This window comes from Sporosarcina gallistercoris, assembly GCF_050459885.1.
GTDB classification, from domain to species: Bacteria; Bacillota; Bacilli; order Bacillales_A; family Planococcaceae; genus Sporosarcina; species Sporosarcina gallistercoris_A.
Map to the genome: position 1 here is coordinate 49,993 of NZ_JBCMNO010000021.1, position 17,220 is coordinate 67,212.

General features: G+C 43.8%; 17 protein-coding genes. 4 read left to right on the top strand and 13 right to left on the bottom strand.

What is annotated here, in order from left to right; genetic code table 11:
* Nucleotide 1: 1 nt before the first annotated feature.
* From ABE021_RS12680 to ABE021_RS12710, 7 genes are all read right to left on the bottom strand, one after another.
* On the bottom strand, nucleotides 2-754 hold the full coding sequence (locus tag ABE021_RS12680) for a YtxH domain-containing protein (RefSeq protein WP_430289109.1): 753 nt from the start codon (nucleotides 752-754) through the stop codon (nucleotides 2-4).
* 286 nt (nucleotides 755-1,040) lie between these two features.
* Nucleotides 1,041-2,354, bottom strand: coding sequence for a UDP-N-acetylmuramate--L-alanine ligase (gene murC / locus ABE021_RS12685; protein ID WP_430289111.1), 1,314 nt, complete (start codon nucleotides 2,352-2,354; stop codon nucleotides 1,041-1,043).
* A 77-nt stretch (nucleotides 2,355-2,431) separates the two neighbouring features.
* Nucleotides 2,432-5,194 (bottom strand): DNA translocase FtsK, encoded by a 2,763-nt coding sequence (locus tag ABE021_RS12690; RefSeq protein ID WP_430289112.1) that lies wholly within the window; start codon nucleotides 5,192-5,194, stop codon nucleotides 2,432-2,434.
* Nucleotides 5,195-5,395: 201 nt separating this feature from the next.
* Nucleotides 5,396-6,001: a YtpR family tRNA-binding protein gene (gene ytpR, locus ABE021_RS12695; RefSeq protein WP_430289113.1), complete on the bottom strand. Its 606-nt coding sequence runs from the start codon at nucleotides 5,999-6,001 to the stop codon at nucleotides 5,396-5,398.
* Nucleotides 5,998-6,816: a DUF1444 domain-containing protein gene (locus ABE021_RS12700; protein ID WP_430289115.1), complete on the bottom strand. Its 819-nt coding sequence runs from the start codon at nucleotides 6,814-6,816 to the stop codon at nucleotides 5,998-6,000. The genes ytpR and ABE021_RS12700 overlap by 4 nt, the downstream gene beginning before the upstream one ends.
* Nucleotides 6,817-6,846: 30 nt before the next feature.
* Nucleotides 6,847-7,365 (bottom strand): hypothetical protein, encoded by a 519-nt coding sequence (locus ABE021_RS12705; protein WP_430289117.1) that lies wholly within the window; start codon nucleotides 7,363-7,365, stop codon nucleotides 6,847-6,849.
* A gap of 156 nt (nucleotides 7,366-7,521) precedes the next feature.
* Nucleotides 7,522-8,595 (bottom strand): M42 family metallopeptidase, encoded by a 1,074-nt coding sequence (locus tag ABE021_RS12710; protein ID WP_430289119.1) that lies wholly within the window; start codon nucleotides 8,593-8,595, stop codon nucleotides 7,522-7,524.
* Between the two features lie 174 nt (nucleotides 8,596-8,769).
* Here ABE021_RS12710 and ABE021_RS12715 point away from each other — a divergent pair, with 174 nt between their 5' ends.
* Nucleotides 8,770-9,084 carry a PepSY domain-containing protein gene (locus tag ABE021_RS12715; protein ID WP_430289120.1) on the top strand — a complete coding sequence of 105 codons (315 nt, stop codon included), beginning with the start codon at nucleotides 8,770-8,772 and terminating at the stop codon, nucleotides 9,082-9,084.
* A 60-nt stretch (nucleotides 9,085-9,144) separates the two neighbouring features.
* Here ABE021_RS12715 and ABE021_RS12720 read toward each other — a convergent pair whose 3' ends face one another.
* The 4 genes from ABE021_RS12720 to dat are packed head-to-tail and all read right to left on the bottom strand — an operon-like array spanning nucleotide 9,145 to nucleotide 12,585.
* Nucleotides 9,145-9,990 (bottom strand): YtnP family quorum-quenching lactonase, encoded by an 846-nt coding sequence (locus ABE021_RS12720; protein WP_430289121.1) that lies wholly within the window; start codon nucleotides 9,988-9,990, stop codon nucleotides 9,145-9,147.
* Between the two features lie 23 nt (nucleotides 9,991-10,013).
* Nucleotides 10,014-10,664: a tRNA (guanosine(46)-N7)-methyltransferase TrmB gene (gene trmB, locus ABE021_RS12725; RefSeq protein ID WP_430289123.1), complete on the bottom strand. Its 651-nt coding sequence runs from the start codon at nucleotides 10,662-10,664 to the stop codon at nucleotides 10,014-10,016.
* A gap of 32 nt (nucleotides 10,665-10,696) precedes the next feature.
* Nucleotides 10,697-11,701: an NERD domain-containing protein gene (locus ABE021_RS12730; RefSeq protein WP_430289124.1), complete on the bottom strand. Its 1,005-nt coding sequence runs from the start codon at nucleotides 11,699-11,701 to the stop codon at nucleotides 10,697-10,699.
* Nucleotides 11,702-11,727: 26 nt separating this feature from the next.
* Nucleotides 11,728-12,585 (bottom strand): D-amino-acid transaminase, encoded by an 858-nt coding sequence (gene dat, locus ABE021_RS12735; protein ID WP_430289125.1) that lies wholly within the window; start codon nucleotides 12,583-12,585, stop codon nucleotides 11,728-11,730.
* Between the two features lie 351 nt (nucleotides 12,586-12,936).
* Between dat and ABE021_RS12740 the strand changes: the two genes are divergently transcribed.
* Nucleotides 12,937-13,158 (top strand): DeoR family transcriptional regulator, encoded by a 222-nt coding sequence (locus ABE021_RS12740; RefSeq protein ID WP_191689041.1) that lies wholly within the window; start codon nucleotides 12,937-12,939, stop codon nucleotides 13,156-13,158.
* 54 nt (nucleotides 13,159-13,212) lie between these two features.
* Here ABE021_RS12740 and ABE021_RS12745 read toward each other — a convergent pair whose 3' ends face one another.
* Both ABE021_RS12745 and ABE021_RS12750 read right to left on the bottom strand, forming a co-directional pair.
* Nucleotides 13,213-13,932, bottom strand: coding sequence for a pseudouridine synthase (locus ABE021_RS12745; RefSeq protein ID WP_430289128.1), 720 nt, complete (start codon nucleotides 13,930-13,932; stop codon nucleotides 13,213-13,215).
* Nucleotides 13,933-15,552, bottom strand: a complete 1,620-nt coding sequence (locus ABE021_RS12750) for a putative polysaccharide biosynthesis protein (protein WP_430289130.1) — start codon at nucleotides 15,550-15,552, stop codon at nucleotides 13,933-13,935.
* A gap of 192 nt (nucleotides 15,553-15,744) precedes the next feature.
* On the opposite strand from ABE021_RS12750, the gene ABE021_RS12755 reads away from it, so the two are divergent.
* Both ABE021_RS12755 and ABE021_RS12760 read left to right on the top strand, forming a co-directional pair.
* Nucleotides 15,745-17,019 (top strand): NAD(P)/FAD-dependent oxidoreductase, encoded by a 1,275-nt coding sequence (locus ABE021_RS12755; RefSeq protein ID WP_430289131.1) that lies wholly within the window; start codon nucleotides 15,745-15,747, stop codon nucleotides 17,017-17,019.
* Nucleotides 17,020-17,023: 4 nt separating this feature from the next.
* Nucleotides 17,024-17,161 (top strand): hypothetical protein, encoded by a 138-nt coding sequence (locus ABE021_RS12760; protein ID WP_430289133.1) that lies wholly within the window; start codon nucleotides 17,024-17,026, stop codon nucleotides 17,159-17,161.
* Nucleotides 17,162-17,220 lie beyond the last annotated feature (59 nt).

Here is a 17,220-nt window from a genome sequence, read left to right on the forward strand (position 1 = left end):
ATCAGTTTTTCTTAGGTTTTTCGTTAGAAACAGGGTTCTGATTGATGTATTTGTCTTTTCCGATGTTACCGGAGTTGTCATAGGCTACCTTGCTATTCTTTGTAGTCTGATTGCTAGCTTCTTTTTTCTCAACAGACTTTTCGGAATCGCTATTGTTGTTTTGTTTGTTTTTATTGTCCGTAGCGACAATAGGTTCTTCACCTTCAGAAGAAGCTGTACCATCATCCATTGGAGCCGATTTTTTTGAGGTCATCGACTTCACTTTGTCAGTTTGTTCTTGAACATTCTTCTTTAGATCCCCGGACTTTTCCATCGCTGCTGAAGATAACTGTGTAGCTTTATCTTTAGCAGAACTCGATAGGTCCACTGCCTTGTCTTTAGCTGTCAATGTGAGGTCAGCTGCTTTATCCTTAGCAGTTGCTGTTAAATCCACAGCTTTGTCTTTAGCTGTGGAGCTGAGCTCGATACTTTTGTTCTTCAATTGAACTGCCTGTGTGGAAAAATCATCACGCATCTCTTTACCTGTCTTAGGTGCCAGGAAAAGGGCTGCCGCTGCACCGATAACACCGCCTACTAACGCTCCCATTAAAAAGCTTCCTGAACTTGAACTTTCTTCATCATAGAAGCGATCCGTATCTGTAGGGAAATAATTGTAGTTCATCGGTAATTGAGAAGGTTCACCATATGAATTTTGATACATATCATTCGGGTTAAGTCCGTTAGTCTGATTTGGTTTGCTGTAGTTGTCGCTCATGCGATCTCCTCCTTGAAATGTTGTTCTTGTGTTAGTCATCATGCCGTGACTTGTTTCGTCTGTCGATACGGTTGGTCACTTCGCTGAAAACTTGTTCTCAGCCAACATCCGTTATGTACAACAGATTGAAGCAGTTCACTCCTCCCTGCCCACTTTCTTATGAGTACTTTTACCCTGACATGGTACAAACTAAACTTTGATCATTATTCTCCTTTCGACAACGGGCGAGTATTCCCTTTAAAAGAAGGTAAGTTTTCATCAAAAAAAATAAAACAGCCTGATGTACTCAGACTGTTTTTTGCTCAGCGATATGCTGCTGATAAGCTTTCAAATACTTTTGGACATCTCCTGCACCCATGAACAAAATAACTGCATCTTCATGACCATCAAGTGCTTCGATCGCATCTAGTGTCAAATGTGCAGATTCTGGTATTTTCTCAGTAAGATCATTCACTGTCAGGGTACCTGACTTTTCTCGAGCGGATCCAAATATATCACACAGATATACTTGATCAGCTTCAGTAAGACTTGCCGCAAATTCATCCATTAGTGCAGCTGTTCTTGAAAATGTATGGGGTTGGAAGACCGCAATGATTTCACGCTCAGGGTACTTCTGTCTTGCAGACTGGAGCGTTGCACGGATTTCAGTAGGATGATGTGCATAATCATCGATTAGGATTGCATCGTCTGTTTTAATTTCAGTGAATCTCCGTTTTACCCCATTGAAACTCTTTAACCGTTCTTCGACTATGGCCGGTTCCAAACCTTCGTACTGACAGAGTGCAATGACTGCCAAAGCGTTTTTAATGGCATGATCTCCGGGCATTGGAATCGTGAACGAATGGTAGAATTCATTGCGTACGAACACATCAAAAGAAGTGCCCTCGGCGTTTTTAATGATATTTGACGCACTGAAATCATTCCCCTCGCCTAGACCGTAGAGGACGACGGGGACGTTTGCTTGAATCGCTAAACAGTTCTGATCATCCCCACATGCGATGATTGCTTTTTTAACATTCAACGCCATATCACCAAATGCATTCAACACATCCGACATATCTTTAAAATAATCGGGGTGATCGTAATCTATATTTGTAATGATTGCGTAATCTGGTTCGTACGCTAAGAAATGCCGTTTGTACTCGCATGATTCAAATACAAAGAACTCGCTATCTTGAACACCTTTCCCAGTACCATCCCCTATTAAGTAGGAGATGGGAGCAAAGCCTGAAAGGACATGAGCTAGAAGACCTGTCGTAGACGTCTTTCCATGAGTCCCTGTAATTGCTACAGAAACGGATTGTTTCATGTACTCCGCTAAAAAGTCGTGATACCGGATTACTTCCAGCCCTAGTTCCTTAGCTTTCACTAATTCAGGATGTGTATCCGGGAAGGCATTCCCTGCAATAACTGTAAGGCCTTCCGTAATATTGGCTTCACTGAAGGGAAGAACAGTAATCGCGCGTTCATGAAGTGGTTCCTCGGTGAAAAAGTGTTTTTCCACATCTGATCCTTGGACTTCGTTTGATGAATCATGAAGAATCTGAGCAAGCGAGCTCATCCCTGATCCTTTAATACCTGTAAAGTGATATTTCGTCATTGTGCAACCTCCTGGGAGCAACCTGTTCCCTAAAATCTCTCATTGATAATACGTGTTGAAAATTCATATACCTATACTTATGCTTCATGATCAGGATTCAGAAACGACTCCAAGTCCGCTTCTGTTAAATAGACATCCCGGGAACGACTTCCTCGCTGTTCTGAGATGAAGCCATGCGCTTCCATACGGTCCATAATTTTTGCGGCCCGATTGTATCCAATACTAAAATGGCGCTGCATGAGTGAAGTCGACGCACTCCCCTGTTCGATGATGAAGGAACAAGCTTGCGTGAACAATGGATCTGATTCCTCTTCTTCCACAACGGCAGCGAGTAAATCCTCCTGACCGAATAAGTATTCCGGCGATGCTTCACTTTTGACGTGCTCAATAATGGATTCAATTTCATCATCCGTTACGAATGTACCTTGCAAGCGGACCGGTGAAGATTGCCCGTTCCCGACGTAAAGCATGTCCCCCCGGCCAAGAAGACGTTCTGCTCCTGCGCCATCTATAATTGTACGGGAATCAATTTGAGATGAAACAGCAAATGCAATCCGCGTTGGTATGTTGGCCTTGATGATGCCAGTAATCACGTCAACGGAAGGTCGCTGAGTGGCGATTATCAAGTGGATACCGCACGCACGTGCCTTTTGTGCAATCCGACTGATTGATACTTCAACATCGCTCGGCGCAACCATCATTAAATCCGCCAGCTCATCGATTACGATGAGCAAGTACGGCATCTTTTGATCAAATTGTCGATTCGCTTCAGCCATATCATTATATCGTTCAATATTCCGTGCTCCCGCATGAGCAAATAGCTCATATCGTCTTTCCATTTCGTCGACTGCCCATTTTAACGCAGCCGTCGCAGCCTTGACGTCGGTAATGACGGGGCTAATGAGATGAGGGATCCCATTGAATGGCGCCAGTTCCACCATTTTCGGGTCGATCAGCATCATTTTCAGCTCTGTAGGAGAAGCTTTATAAAGCAAACTCACAAGTATCGAGTTAATGCAAACCGATTTCCCTGAACCTGTTGCACCTGCAATCATTCCATGAGGCATTTTCCGCAAGTCGATTGTTACCGGCTCTCCAGTTAAACTCAATCCCAATACGGCTTCGAGTGGAGAATCAGAACTGGCGAATTTGTCCGTATCAATGACTTCTGAAATTCGGACTGGACGAGTCTTCCGATTCGGGATTTCAATACCAATGGAACTTGTTCCTGGAATTGGAGCTTGAATCCGTATATCTTCTGCTGCAAGAGCTAATTTCAGATCATCGGTCAAATTACGTACTTTACTGACCTTTATTCCAAAACCTACCGTCAACTCAAACCGTGTAACAGTCGGTCCTTGAACCGCTTCTAATATCTCTGCTTCCACAGCAAAATGAGACAGAGCTTCGACTAGTTTCTCAGATTGAGAAGTTAGCCATTCCGTATCTTCATGTTGCAATTCAGCTGGCAGCAATTCTTCCATTGAGGGAAATACATAATGAGGCAGCACTTGCTGCTCATCCGCTGACATCTCGGATAACTTCGTTAAACTAGCAAGCGGGGGCGTTTGAACCGCTTCTGCAGGTTGCTTCCTCTGTGATTCAGTCTTTACAAGTTGAATTTCTTTGCTGCTTGAAGATAACTGTCCATTGTTCACAGGTACCCCTGCAGGTTCTTTGAATTCGGGAGTAATAGAAGCCGCAAGAGAACGTAACTGGTGCTTCTCTTTATCCGATTTCAACATGACGACATTAAAAGGAACAATCTTTTCATCTTTACTTTTCTCGGATTCCAGAGTAGAAGAAGATTCCTCAATAATTGGATAACTGTCATCCTCTACTTCGCTCTGTTCACCGTACTCTGCCTCAGAAACTTCAATTATTCTCTCCGTCTGCTCAGCAACTTCTTCGTGGTTCTTCTCTTCGAACAGTTCCTCAGAAACTTCGGTAAAGGGGTCATTGTGAATGTCGTTCTCTTTTTGAACTATAACAGGATCAGGTTCTAAAACCGCAATCTGTATACTCTCTTGGACCAATTCTTCGTCCACCTGTGTAACCGGATAAGAAACCGGAGTTGACTGGAGCGTCGTTGGTCTTGACGGATCGCTTTCTTCCACTTCAACGAATTCAGCTTCAGACTGTTCTGGTTCTTTAATAGCTGGTTCGTAACGTTCTTCACTAACTTCTACTACGTCATCCATAGCATCCTGGCTCTCTGGATACCGGTCGGGTACGTGAGTTCCAATAGATGATGCTGTGATTTTCCTGCCGGAAGGTAAAACATCTGTTGCTGCAAATTGACTCTTTGATGGCATATTCTCATTGCTGGAAGTGATTTCGTGTTCAATTTTCACAGCATTTCGTTTCGGTTGTGAGAATCCATATACAGGCGACGGTACTTCCGTTGGAGTAAACGGTTTGTTAGTCCGCTGTTTGACGATTTCGGTTTTACGGCCAGCCGGTTTATCCAATTTGGAAATGGCAGGTTTTGCGATTTTCGGAAGTTCCTTATACTTCGTCCTATTGCCGGCACGATGGATTTCCCCTGCAGGCGGTTCTGAAGGCCATCTGTTATTTTTGTATAACGGTATATTTTCAGACGTGTCTTCTTTTTCCACTAAAGGAGTGTCTTGATGTTTAATGTGCACTGGTTCATCGGAATGTTCATCCCATCCATAAATTTCAGCATCAGTTATCATTGGAAATCTAAATGCCGGCCGCTGCGGCGGAATTTCATCATGCGGTTGTTCTTGCTCGTATACGTGATCGGCAGTGTCTTCTAATTCCTCATCAGATTGCGAGCCGAACAAGCGACCCATTGTTTTTTTTATCCAACTCACTCTATCACTCTTTTCATTTCAATCAACCTATTTTAACAGAAATACAAGGTTAAAATCAAATAGTCATGTGCTGGGAATGAAACGTAAAAGCTTCATAGGTCGCTCCAACTATGTTTTATTGATAAACAGAACATAAAGCATGATGAATTTCCCATCAAAAAACAGAGGACTGTGCCAGCTCCTCTGTTTGTAAAAACCTATTCAGCTTGTAAATGCGCTGCCAACTTCAGCCTCTGCAGGCAAAACAAGAATTCCTTTTTCTGCAGGTGCATCCGGTAATGCCAATTCTTTTGCGGAACAAATCATTCCTGATGATGGAACCCCGCGCAGTTCTGCGTCACGAATGATCATACCAGAGGGCATCACTGCACCTACTTTCGCTACAACAACTTTTTGGTCACTCTCAACGTTCGGTGCCCCGCAAACGATTTGTAACGTTTCGCTTCCGACGTCTACGGTACAAATATTGAGTTTGTCCGCATTTGGATGCTTCTCTTTTGAGATAACATGTCCTATCACGAATTTCGGACTGAAATCGACATCCAATTCAAGCGAGACATTGTTCTTTTTAAGTGCTTCTTGAATCTCAGCAACGAGTTCAGGTGTCAATTCAATTGAACCATCTGCATGCTCCCCAACGTATTGTGTTGCATGAAAAATGTTGAGGGCTACCGGTTCTCCACTTTGTGAAGACTTGATAAGTGTCACATCACCTTTGGATTCAATTACTGTTTGTTCAGGACGCTCTGTTGTCAGTTGTACCATCAGCACGTCACCGACACCATGTTTGTTAATAAAGACATTCATTTCTTTTTCTCTCCTTTTTCTGCGACACGATTTTTAGCCATGATGAAAATAGGCTCCAGTTCCCCGTCATTATAGAGGAATGACAATGATGTAATCGGCACTAATCCTACAGTGAAGAAGTGCATCGTCATTTGAGCAAGGACATCATAGCCTGTGTCATTTTGGATATCACCGATGATCAGCACGTCCTGGTGAGGCACAGAAACCGTCATATGACCGTCGATCCGGGCAGCCATCTCTTTTAAAAATGCCGCATTCAATATACGGCTTGCATCATATCCATCATTTATATTGAGGAAATAATATTTATTGCCGGCTACTTCATCTACTTTAACATCTGTAGGAAGTTTGCGGGCATTAAATAATGCCGCTTCTGTAATCTCGCTTTCCGTCTTACCTAGAGCTGCAAGCATACTTTCATCAATGAGCCGATACGTTTTTCCTTGGTCCAATGCATAATAGATCGCCGTTTCAGCCGTGTGGGCTTTCACTAGGAATGGGCTCCCTGCCTTCGATTGTTTCGGGAAGGATGTTGAGCGGATAACCGGAAGAATGGCAGCATCCGAATCGAATCCTTGCTGCTGTTCAGCCTCCATTGCATTAAAGGTCTCTTGAATGGTATAGACGACTTCTTCAATTGCCGCATCTTTTTTTGTTTCATACTTTGCGAGTATTTCAGGAAGGGAAATGTCCATCCCTCTCTTGAGCTCTTTATGATCGAGCCGAATGCGATCCGCTTTGTTGTCAAGCTTCCATTCAAAGTTTTGAGAAGAAAGCCGCTTTTTCAGTTCTTCCACTAATTGTTCTGATTTCAACGATTTCACCTCTCCTATAATAATGCTATTTTACGAAGCAAGTTGCATAGAGCGAGCGATTTCCATCATTCGCTCAATAGCTGCCACAAGATCTTCCTTTTCCACTATGGCCGTCACTTGGATAGGACCTGATCCCGTCACCACCTCGACAGAAGAAGTTCCATGTGCACGAATTGCCGCAAACCCGAATACCCCTGAATCAGAAAAGGTTTGCTGCTGGATGAATTCTTTTTCTGAATCTGCCATTAACAAGTCGTAATACGCATGGGAGTCTTGCTTGGCAGTTGGATCATACTGTGCAGTATAGGTTTGACTGCGTTTTGAAATCAGAAACGTGTGATGGTCTTTCTGCATGTCCACTTTCCATCCGACAGGTTTATAGAATTCAACTCCCTCTATGGATTCTGTCGGCTGTTTACGGTTCATCTCAAACGCTTCTCGTGCTGATAGCATTGCTTCATCTGTTTGTTCTTCTACAGTTTGTCCACAGCCCGTCAGGACAAGTAATAAAAGTGCAGCCGGTAAAAAGAAGGTAACTTTCCTGTTCATGACTTCGCCTCCGTTTCAGTGCAGTATGTTCAGTTTAGCTGTCAGCAGTTGTCCGCGCAACAATCAGGACCGCAAATTACAAGAATGCACATTAAAAAGCCGATAACAGAAAAACCTGTTACCGGCTGATTCATATTGTTGTGCCGCACTAGGAAGTTAAACGTTCTGCTTAATCGTTTCGAGTGTTGCGCTGTCACAGGTCGTCACTAATTTTACGAGAAGTTCCTTTGCAGCCGCATAATCGTCAGTGTGAATGATCGAAGAAGACGTATGAATGTAACGGGAACAGATACCGATAATAGCGCTCGGCACACCCTCATTTGAAATATGGACTTTTCCTGCGTCGGTTCCACCTTGCGACACGAAATATTGGTAAGGAATATTATTGGATTCAGCCGTATCGAGGATGAATTCACGAAGGCCGCGATGTGTAATCATCGTTCTATCCAAAATGCGCAGAAGGGTCCCTTGCCCAAGCTGACCAAATTCCGCCTTGCTGCCCGACATATCGTTTGCGGGACTCGCATCCAATCCGAAGAACAAATCAGGGCTGATCATGTTAGCAGCTGTTTGAGCTCCGCGAAGTCCAACTTCTTCCATTACTGTCGCACCAGAGAACAGTTGGTTCGGAAGGTCGATATCTTTCACTTCCTTCAATAACTCAAGCGCCAGTCCGCAGCCATATCGGTTATCCCATGCTTTTGCCATAATCTTTTTTTCGTTCGCCATGGGAGTGAATGGACAAACCGGGACAGCCTGCTGACCGGGACGAATGCCGATTCGTTTTGCGTCTTCCATATCATCCGCACCGATGTCGATCAGCATATTTTTCACATCCATCGGTTTTGCACGCTGCTGATCGGTTAAGAGATGGGGCGGAATGGATCCGATGACACCAGGAATGACGCCTTTGTCTGTTATGATTTCCACTCGTTGTGCCAGCATAACTTGGTTCCACCAGCCGCCAAGAGTTTGAAACCGGAGCATTCCATTGTCCGCAATACCGGAAATCATGAAGCCGACTTCATCCATATGTCCAGCTACCATTATTTTAGGGCTATTCTCAGGTCCTTTACGAACACCGAATATGCCTCCTAAATTGTCCTGAATCATGTCATCCGAATATTTCTCGAGCTCACCACGTAAATATCTACGTACTGCATGTTCGTTTCCGGGGGCGCCTGGTAATTCTGTGAGCGTTTTAAACATTGCAAGAGTTTCGTTGTTCATAAAAGGATTACCTCCGCATAAAAGTATGTACACTAATTATTGTAGAACAATTCAGTCGAAAATACCAATTGTCCAGTTCGTGTCCCGAAAGATTAGAGTGAGTAGTCTCGCTTATTCAAAATGATAGTGGTATGATACACTTATTCAAATGACTAGTTAAGGAGTGGTTTCCGTATGAAATTCAAAGAATTTGCAGCCGGTGTTCTTACCGGAGCAGCTGCAGGATTAGTCGTCAAGCAAGCCGTAGACCGAACAAACTCTGCTGTTCCAGCTGAGCAAGTGCTAAAGACTGTGAAAGACGCATTTAAAAAGGAAGGCCCGATTGACGGATCCTGGATAGTGATGAAGACTGAACCATTCACGAACAACGTTATTTCCATGAACGTTTACAGAGGCGGAGTTTCCCGCATTAAAAATGGTGTATTAGAACAATATGAATTCGCAGCTGACGCTAAAACCGGCACTGTTGTAGAGCTTGTTAAAAATTAATCACTTAATGCCTAAAAAGACAAAAGCAGAAGCTCAGCGGCTTCTGCTTTTGTTTGTCAATCAGCGAGTTCTTTCAAGTGATTCAATAACATTTTTACCGGTTTCGTCGAAACGGACGATTCTGTAAACTGCATCATGATAGAAGAAGAATCGGTGACCTTCTTGACGCGCTGCTCTCATCAGCTTTTCTTTCGCGAAGATAGAGTCCATCGGGTAGTCATCAAACGCTAATACCCATAATGGATTGCTGTGCGCATGTGTCGGCATGATATCCGCCATGTGGATCATCGTTTCCCCATTTTGCTCGAGCCGGATAATACTGTGGCCGTCACTGTGGCCACCTGTATGGACCATCGTGATGCCCTGTAATGGTGAAAATTCATTCTCAAACGGCTTCACTTGGTCTTGGATCGGTTCCCAATTTTCTTTGAAATACGTATTTCTGGAGCGGATATTCGGATTTCGCATCTCATTCCACTCAATTTGTGAAACATAAATCTCCGCATTCGGGAAAACAGAAACAAGTTTGTCTTCTTGCCATTCTGTGAGCCCTGCTGCATGATCATTATGTAAATGTGTCATCAAGATCATATCGATGTCTTTGACGCTCAAGCCGAGCTCTGAAAGACTCTCCGCCACCCGGGTTTCCGCTCGGATCCCTAAATTCCGTTTTTTCTTCTCATCCAATTTCCCTTTACCGATACCCGAATCTATCAACAAATTCTTCCCTTGGAATTGAAGTAAGATCGGATCTGTCCGCAATTCAATCAAGTTGTTCTCATCAGGTGCATACTTTTTAGCCCACATTGCCTTCGGTACAACACCAAACATCGTTCCCCCATCCAGATAGTTGACGCCCCCATCCAGCCATGTAAGTTTCATATCGTGAAATTCGTATGTATCCATTCAAACATCCCCTTTTGGTTGAATTATGCTTTGCTCATGAACCTTGCTTCTAGACGATAAATGGGTTGTCCTTTTGCTGAAAACTTCTCTTCATACTCCGTCATGACATTATCTTCAGGCATTTCGGCATGCAAGTCCAGAGAGACATCCAGCAAACGCATTCCGTATTCGGACATCGTGACAAGTGAGTACTCAAATAATCCACGGTTGTCTGTTTTAAAATGGATTTCCCCATCTTCAGGCATGACAGATTGGTACAAGCCTAAAAACTCTCCATGAGTTAACCGGCGCTTGGCATGTCTCGATTTCGGCCAAGGATCAGAAAAGTTCAAGTAAACTCGTGAAACTTCACCCTTATGAAAAATATTCGCGAGTTCTTTCCCGTTTGCGCGAAGTAATCTCAAATTAGCAGGCACTCCTGAATCCACTACTTTTTCAACTGCAGAAACGATGATACTATCAAAATGCTCAATACCAATGTAGTTAATATCCGGATTCGCCAGCGCCATTCCAACTACAAACTGACCTTTACCAGTACCCACTTCCACGTGGACCGGATTGTCATTCCCGAATATCGAAGCCCATTTCCCACTTTTCGTTTCTGGTTCCTTAATGACAATTCCTGCATGTTCATCTAAATAATCTTTCGCCCATGGCTTGTGCCGTAATCTCATTGTTCAACCACTCTTTTCTTCATTAATGTTTATTAGTACTGCTCTGCACCCAGGTGTTCTTCTTCCGTTTCGAATAATCGGCTCGCAGCCGTTGTTTGACAGTGGTCGAGTAGCACCTGTGCGGCTTTAAACTGCTTGGATTTCATTGGAGTGCTCATTTTCTTTCCTTGTTCCACCCATTTTGGATAGTCACGTCGGTCGATAATCCGGATATCATGAGCTGCACCAGGAAAGTCAATATAGCTCTCTCGGGAGAGTAAGATTTTCCGTATAGGAAAATCCACTTCAGCGGACGAGAATAGGCTGGACACGATTTTCCCCATCCGATTCAATCCGATTGTCGGATTCAGTAATTTGGATTCTTGATCCCCCAGCTTTTTGGTCCAAAACCGTTCTCCACTGCCTACTAGAACGGAACCTTCCTCCGTTTCCAGAATCGTCATGCAAATACATTCAACAGGTGTCATCAGTATAACTTCCAGTTCCACAGGGGCTTTTTTTATTTTTAAAACTGGAAAATAGAATAGCAGCCAGCTATCAGGTAAACTCCCTAAAAAGTCATGTAGCACCTTGTCCGCCATGAATTTACTGTCTACCCGTGAACGTTCGGTCAGTGTGGAACTGGCCCATTTCAGTTGGAAGTGGAAAAGCTGGTCCATATACAATTTGCGCAACTGCTGGACCGACCGGGGATCCTGGATGATATTCGGAGTGAATTGCAAGTCACCCGTTTCTATCGGCGTCTCTGCATCTTTGGAAGCTATCTGTTCCTCTTTTCTAAAAGAGAGGAAGCGAGATAACGATGAAAATCGCTTCTTCCCCACTTCCTCTTCTGCAGGACTTTCATTTTCAGTTGTTGTTGCCGTAGATTCCTCATCAGCGGCTAGCTGCCAGCTCGCTAAATCGACTCCATTATCCCATTGGCGTTTCATCCGCTCCCATTGGGATCGCTTCAGACGGATGAATTGAGTCGTATAACGGGATAGATCCTGTTCGTAACGCGAGACGTAATCGAGCATTTTGACAAGCTGTGCCATCTTTCGACTCACCTGCGCTTTCTGATTCAGTTAATTTCCATTTTGAGTTCGTGGATCGTTTCTTCAAATATTTGTTGCAACCGTTCCGTCATTCTGCCCGGTACACCGTCTCCGACAATTTTTCCGTCTATGGAAACGATCGGTGTGATTTCTGAAGTTGTCGAAGTCAAGAATAATTCATCCATCTCTTTGAATTGCTCCAATGTAAATGGCTCTTCTATAACACCAATACTATGCTTTGCACATAACTGCAAGATGACTTTCCTCGTAATCCCATTTAAAATCAAATTGGTTGCAGGGTGTGTGTAGAGAATTCCATCTTTGATACCGAACATATTTGAAGAAGAACCTTCCGTAACAATTCCGTCACGCACAAACACCGCTTCTGCGCAGCCCTCGTCGTATGCTTCTTGCTTCGCCAATACATTTCCTAAAAGATTCAAGCTTTTAATGTCGCAACGCAGCCACCGGATATCTTCTGTTGTTTTGACGGAGACCCCTTCTTTGAACTTGGAGAGAGGACGTGGATTATGAATGGCATACGCTGTAATCATCGGTTCCACCCCTTCACCAGGGAAATTATGCATGCGGGGAGCAGCGCCGCGAGTTGCTTGGATATAGACGTGTCCTTCCACTATACCATTATCAGCAGCTAACTTTTTAGCAATTTCGGAGAACTCATCAATAGTATAAGGCAGGTCAAGCCGGATTTTTTTGGCACTTTGCAAAAAACGAGTAAAGTGTTCTTGAGCAGTATAAAGCTTTCCATCATATACTTTAATAACTTCATATACACCATCGCCGAAATAGTAACCTCTATCATCAATTGATACCTTTATCGTTTCCTTATCTGCATAAACCCCATTAATAAAGTAAATTGTCATCCATTGTGCTCCTCTCAAATACAAGTGAATTGTGCCTGTTTACATACAGTCTATGTGAATTCTGTTCATTTGGCGAGCATTTGTTTGCTGTCATAACGGTTCTCTCCATTTTCCCACGTTCTTAAAAGAAAATAAAGAACTTTCGACTTGTGGTTACCCGTATCGTTTCACAAGCGGTTTTAGCTTACTTTTTTTAAAATATACGTTATACTAATATTGTCAGAACAAACAGTCTGACTAATTTTGCTGGAGAGGATGTGCGGAGCACAGGCGATTTCAAAGAGCTAACGTAACATTTCCACGTCTCAAACCAAGTCTATTGGAAATTGATGATGAAGGAGTGGTTCACAGTTGAATCCTGCTACAGACCGAATGCTGACCCGTATTAAGGATGTCTATTTGTACATCCATGGTAATGGTATTGTCACCACAGAGAATGTAGTCCAAGAATTTAGCATCACGGCGCGTACCGCACAACGGGATTTGAATGTCCTTGAGTATAACGACCTCATTACGAGTCCGGTTCGTGGCCAATGGACAACGACAGCAAGAAAAGTGAAATTGCCTTCTTAACGCTTATCTAAGGCCGCCCAGCCTCAAAAAAAGGGCTGAATTGCCCAATGCAATTCAGCCTTTTTTTCGCGGGTCCAATTTGTTTAGTTCCTGCTCTGTCAGCTCACGATAATGCCCTAAAGGAAGTGATTCATCCAGCGACAAGTTCCCCATCGATAGTCGTTTCAGATAGATCACTTTTTTGTCGACCGCTTCAAACATTCGCTTCACTTGATGAAATTTCCCTTCCGTAATCGTCAGCTCAATTTCCGAAATGGCGTCCGAAACCAGGACGTTCAGCATTCCGGGTTTCGTGTGAAAACCATCTTCCAGCGTAACACCTTCTCTAAAAGCTGCCACATCACCATCGTTAACGATTCCATCGATTTTAGCAAAATATGTTTTCGGTATGTCTTTTTTCGGTGACAACAACTCATGAGTCAGCTTGCCATCATTCGTGATGACAAGAAGTCCTTCTGTATCCTTATCCAGACGTCCAACTGGAAATGGTTCAAACCGCTGATCGTTTTCAGCAAGTAAATCGATGACGGTTTGATCCCATTTGTCTTCAGTAGCAGATATGACGCCAGGTGGTTTGTTCATCATGATATAGATGAATTCCTGATGAACGACAGGCTCTCCTAGCACATCCACTGAATCCATCTCAGGATTCACATGAGAACCAGGATCTTTCTCTGCTATCCCATTCACTCGTACTGTGCCCTCACGAATAAGTTGCTTCACGTCTTTTCGCGTGCCGAATCCGTTATTTCCAAGTAGTTTATCAAGTCTCATTCATGATCTCCCCAAGCCGAATTTCTTTGTGATCCGTGTGATTTTATCGCCGAGCAGTTTTTGTGCAAGTCCGCTTCTAAATGACAAGAATCCGTATACGACTACACCGACTCCGCTACAAATCATCAGATAGAGCAGCGTCTGCATTTTGCCTTCAGGTACATGGATTGCGTATAGACCGGAACGTGTCAGCAGTACGGCAACTACCATGATTGCATTGAAAAACAGAATCAGGATTGTACGTCGGATGACTAATTTAGATTGGTAGTTCAATTCTTTCTTGATGACGACAAGGTTAACTCCAACCGCAACCGCATATCCGATAATGGTTGCAGCGATAGCGCCGTTCACTTCAAACATCTTGATCAGCGGGATATTGAGTACGAGTTTGAATAGCAATCCTAAAAGTGATGTGAATACAATCCATTTATGCTTATCGATTCCCTGCAAAATGGCGGCGGTTACTGTGTACATTCCGAAAAGAATGGCGGCAGGTGCATAACACCTTAGCACGCCCGCACCTATAGCACTTTGTTGATACAATAGTTGATATGTCTCACTGGATAACGCCATAATGCCTACTACCATTGGTATCGTCATGAACAGCATAATCTGGTAGGTTTGATCGAGTGAGCGGGTAATCCCTTTTTGGTCTCCCTTTGCATAATAAGTCGTCATCACTGGAATCAGCGCCATGGAAAATCCAGTGGCAACCATAACAGGGATCATAACGATCTTATGTGTCAGGAAGTTGAGCATTGTTAGATACGTATCTGTAACTTTAGCCAATCCAATAGAAGCCATTGTACCATTGAATGTAATCATATCGACAAACTGATACAGAGGATTGATCACTCCAACTAGAACAAATGGCAAAATATACGTGATGATTTCTTTATATATGGTAGAAACCGGTATATCCCCTGCTGGAGGACTGTTGTGAAGCAGCTCATTCATTTCAGGTTTATATTTCTTCCAGTAAAATCCAAGAGTGATCATACTTGCAAGTGCACCAATGAATGCGGCAAACACGGCAAATTTCACTGCGGTCTTAGGTGAACCACCAAGCACATCCACTACAAGATACGCGCCAATTAGGACTACCGCTATCCGGACAATCTGCTCAACCAATTGCGAAACAGAGGTCGGTTCGAACTTTTGGTATCCTTGTAAAAACCCTCGGACCACGCTCATGATTGGAACAGCTAATAACGCATAACTGACCCAACGGATGACGGAAGCAATATCTTGGACGGTGAACTTTTGCTCGTCATCTTTAATGACCATATGAGCAATCGGTTCCGCCATGAAGTAAAGGGCTAAAAAGGACAGCACACCAGTCAATGCCATAATACCGATACTAGACTTCATTAACTTCCGACCAGTCGCATAGTCCCCTAATGCATTATACTTCGAGACAAATTTAGAAACTGCAAGCGGTGCCCCAGAGATTGCTATGGAGAGTGCAATATTATACGGAATATAAGCGTATTGATATAGACCTACATTTTTCTCTCCGACAATGCTGTAAAAAGGGATTACATACAACAAGCCAAGTGCTTTCGATAAAAATAGGCCGATTGTTAAAATCGCAGTGCCTTTAACAAGATTAGATGCCATGTATTTTCCCTTCCCATCTTTCATTTACCCCTAAGATGCATAATGTCGGGTTAATAAAAATCCGCGACAATTTCCATAGGTTTCATTGATTTCAGTCAAACTACTTTACAGTTTACTCTGCAGGAACAGTTTTCACAATGTTTTATCCCCATTAGTGTTGTATACTGTAGAAAAACTGAAAGTGTGATTGTTGTGTATGACGTAATTATTATTGGCGGCGGTCCTTCAGGATTGATGGCTTCCATAGCAGCTGCAGAAACCGGGAACCGTGTACTCTTGCTCGATAAAGGAAAAAAACTTGGCAATAAGCTAGCCATTTCAGGGGGCGGACGATGTAACGTGACAAACCGCTTATCTGTAGAAGAAATTGTAAAACATATCCCCGGAAACGGAAGATTTTTATACGGACCATTTTCCGTTTTTAACAATGAAGACATTATTGCGTTTTTCGAAGGTCTCGGTGTGGAGTTGAAAGAAGAGGATCATGGTCGTATGTTCCCCGTTTCCAATAAAGCAAAAGATGTGGTGAATGCCCTGCTAAGCGAAATGGCACGATTGGGCGTTGAAATCAGGACGGAAACCAAAGTGAAAAAGTTGCTCATGAATGAGGACGAAATTCTCGGGGTCCGGCTATTGGATGGTGAGGAGATCCGAGCGAAATCCGTCGTCGTAGCGGTTGGTGGAAAAGCAGTTCCTCATACTGGAAGTACGGGTGACGGTTATCCTTGGGCTGAACAAGCAGGTCATACCGTGACGACTTTGTACCCGACAGAAGTACCTTTATTGTCGAACGAAAAATTCATTGTTGCGAAAGAACTCCAAGGATTAGCTCTGCGTGATGCCGCAGTATCCGTGTTGAACGCCAAAGGTAAAACCCTTGTGACACATCAGATGGACATGCTATTTACCCACTTCGGCCTCAGTGGCCCCGCCATTTTACGATGCAGTCAGTACGTTGTAAAAGAGCGGATGAAAAATGGCGATCAGCCTGTTGTCATTAAAATAGATGTATTGCCAGATATGAACGAGGAAGAAGTATTCCAACAGCTGAACACCACTTTGAAAGAAGATCCAAAGAAGGCATTGAAGAATGCATTGAAAGGGATCGCGCCTGAGCGCTGGTTACTCTTTTTGTTCGAATACGCGGACATGGACGCGAACGAACCTGCGAATACGTTCTCTGCAGAAAAGATCCGGAAACTCGCTAATCTGTTGAAATCATTCCAGATGAAAGTGAACGGCACGCAGCCGATCGAAAAAGCTTTTGTCACAGGCGGCGGAGTCTCAGTGAAAGAAATCGAATCGAAAACGATGGCATCACGTAAAATGGATGGGCTGTACTTCTGCGGCGAGATTCTGGACATCCATGGATATACAGGTGGCTACAATATCACATCTGCGCTTGTTACAGGACGGCTTGCTGGGATGAATGCCAGCTTGCGCGCTAGTGATATGATAAAGGAATAGCCGAATGGCCAAGACACTCCGCGAGTCGGAACGTCTTGGTCTTTTTATATTTTTGGGGAACGGGCGGGTGCTGGGTGGAATGAGCGGGTTGTTCGAGGTAACGAGCGGGTACTGGCTTGGAATGAGCGGGTTGTTCGACTAAACGAGCGGGTACTGGCTTGGAATGAGCGGGTTGTTCGACTAAACGAGCGGGTACTGGCT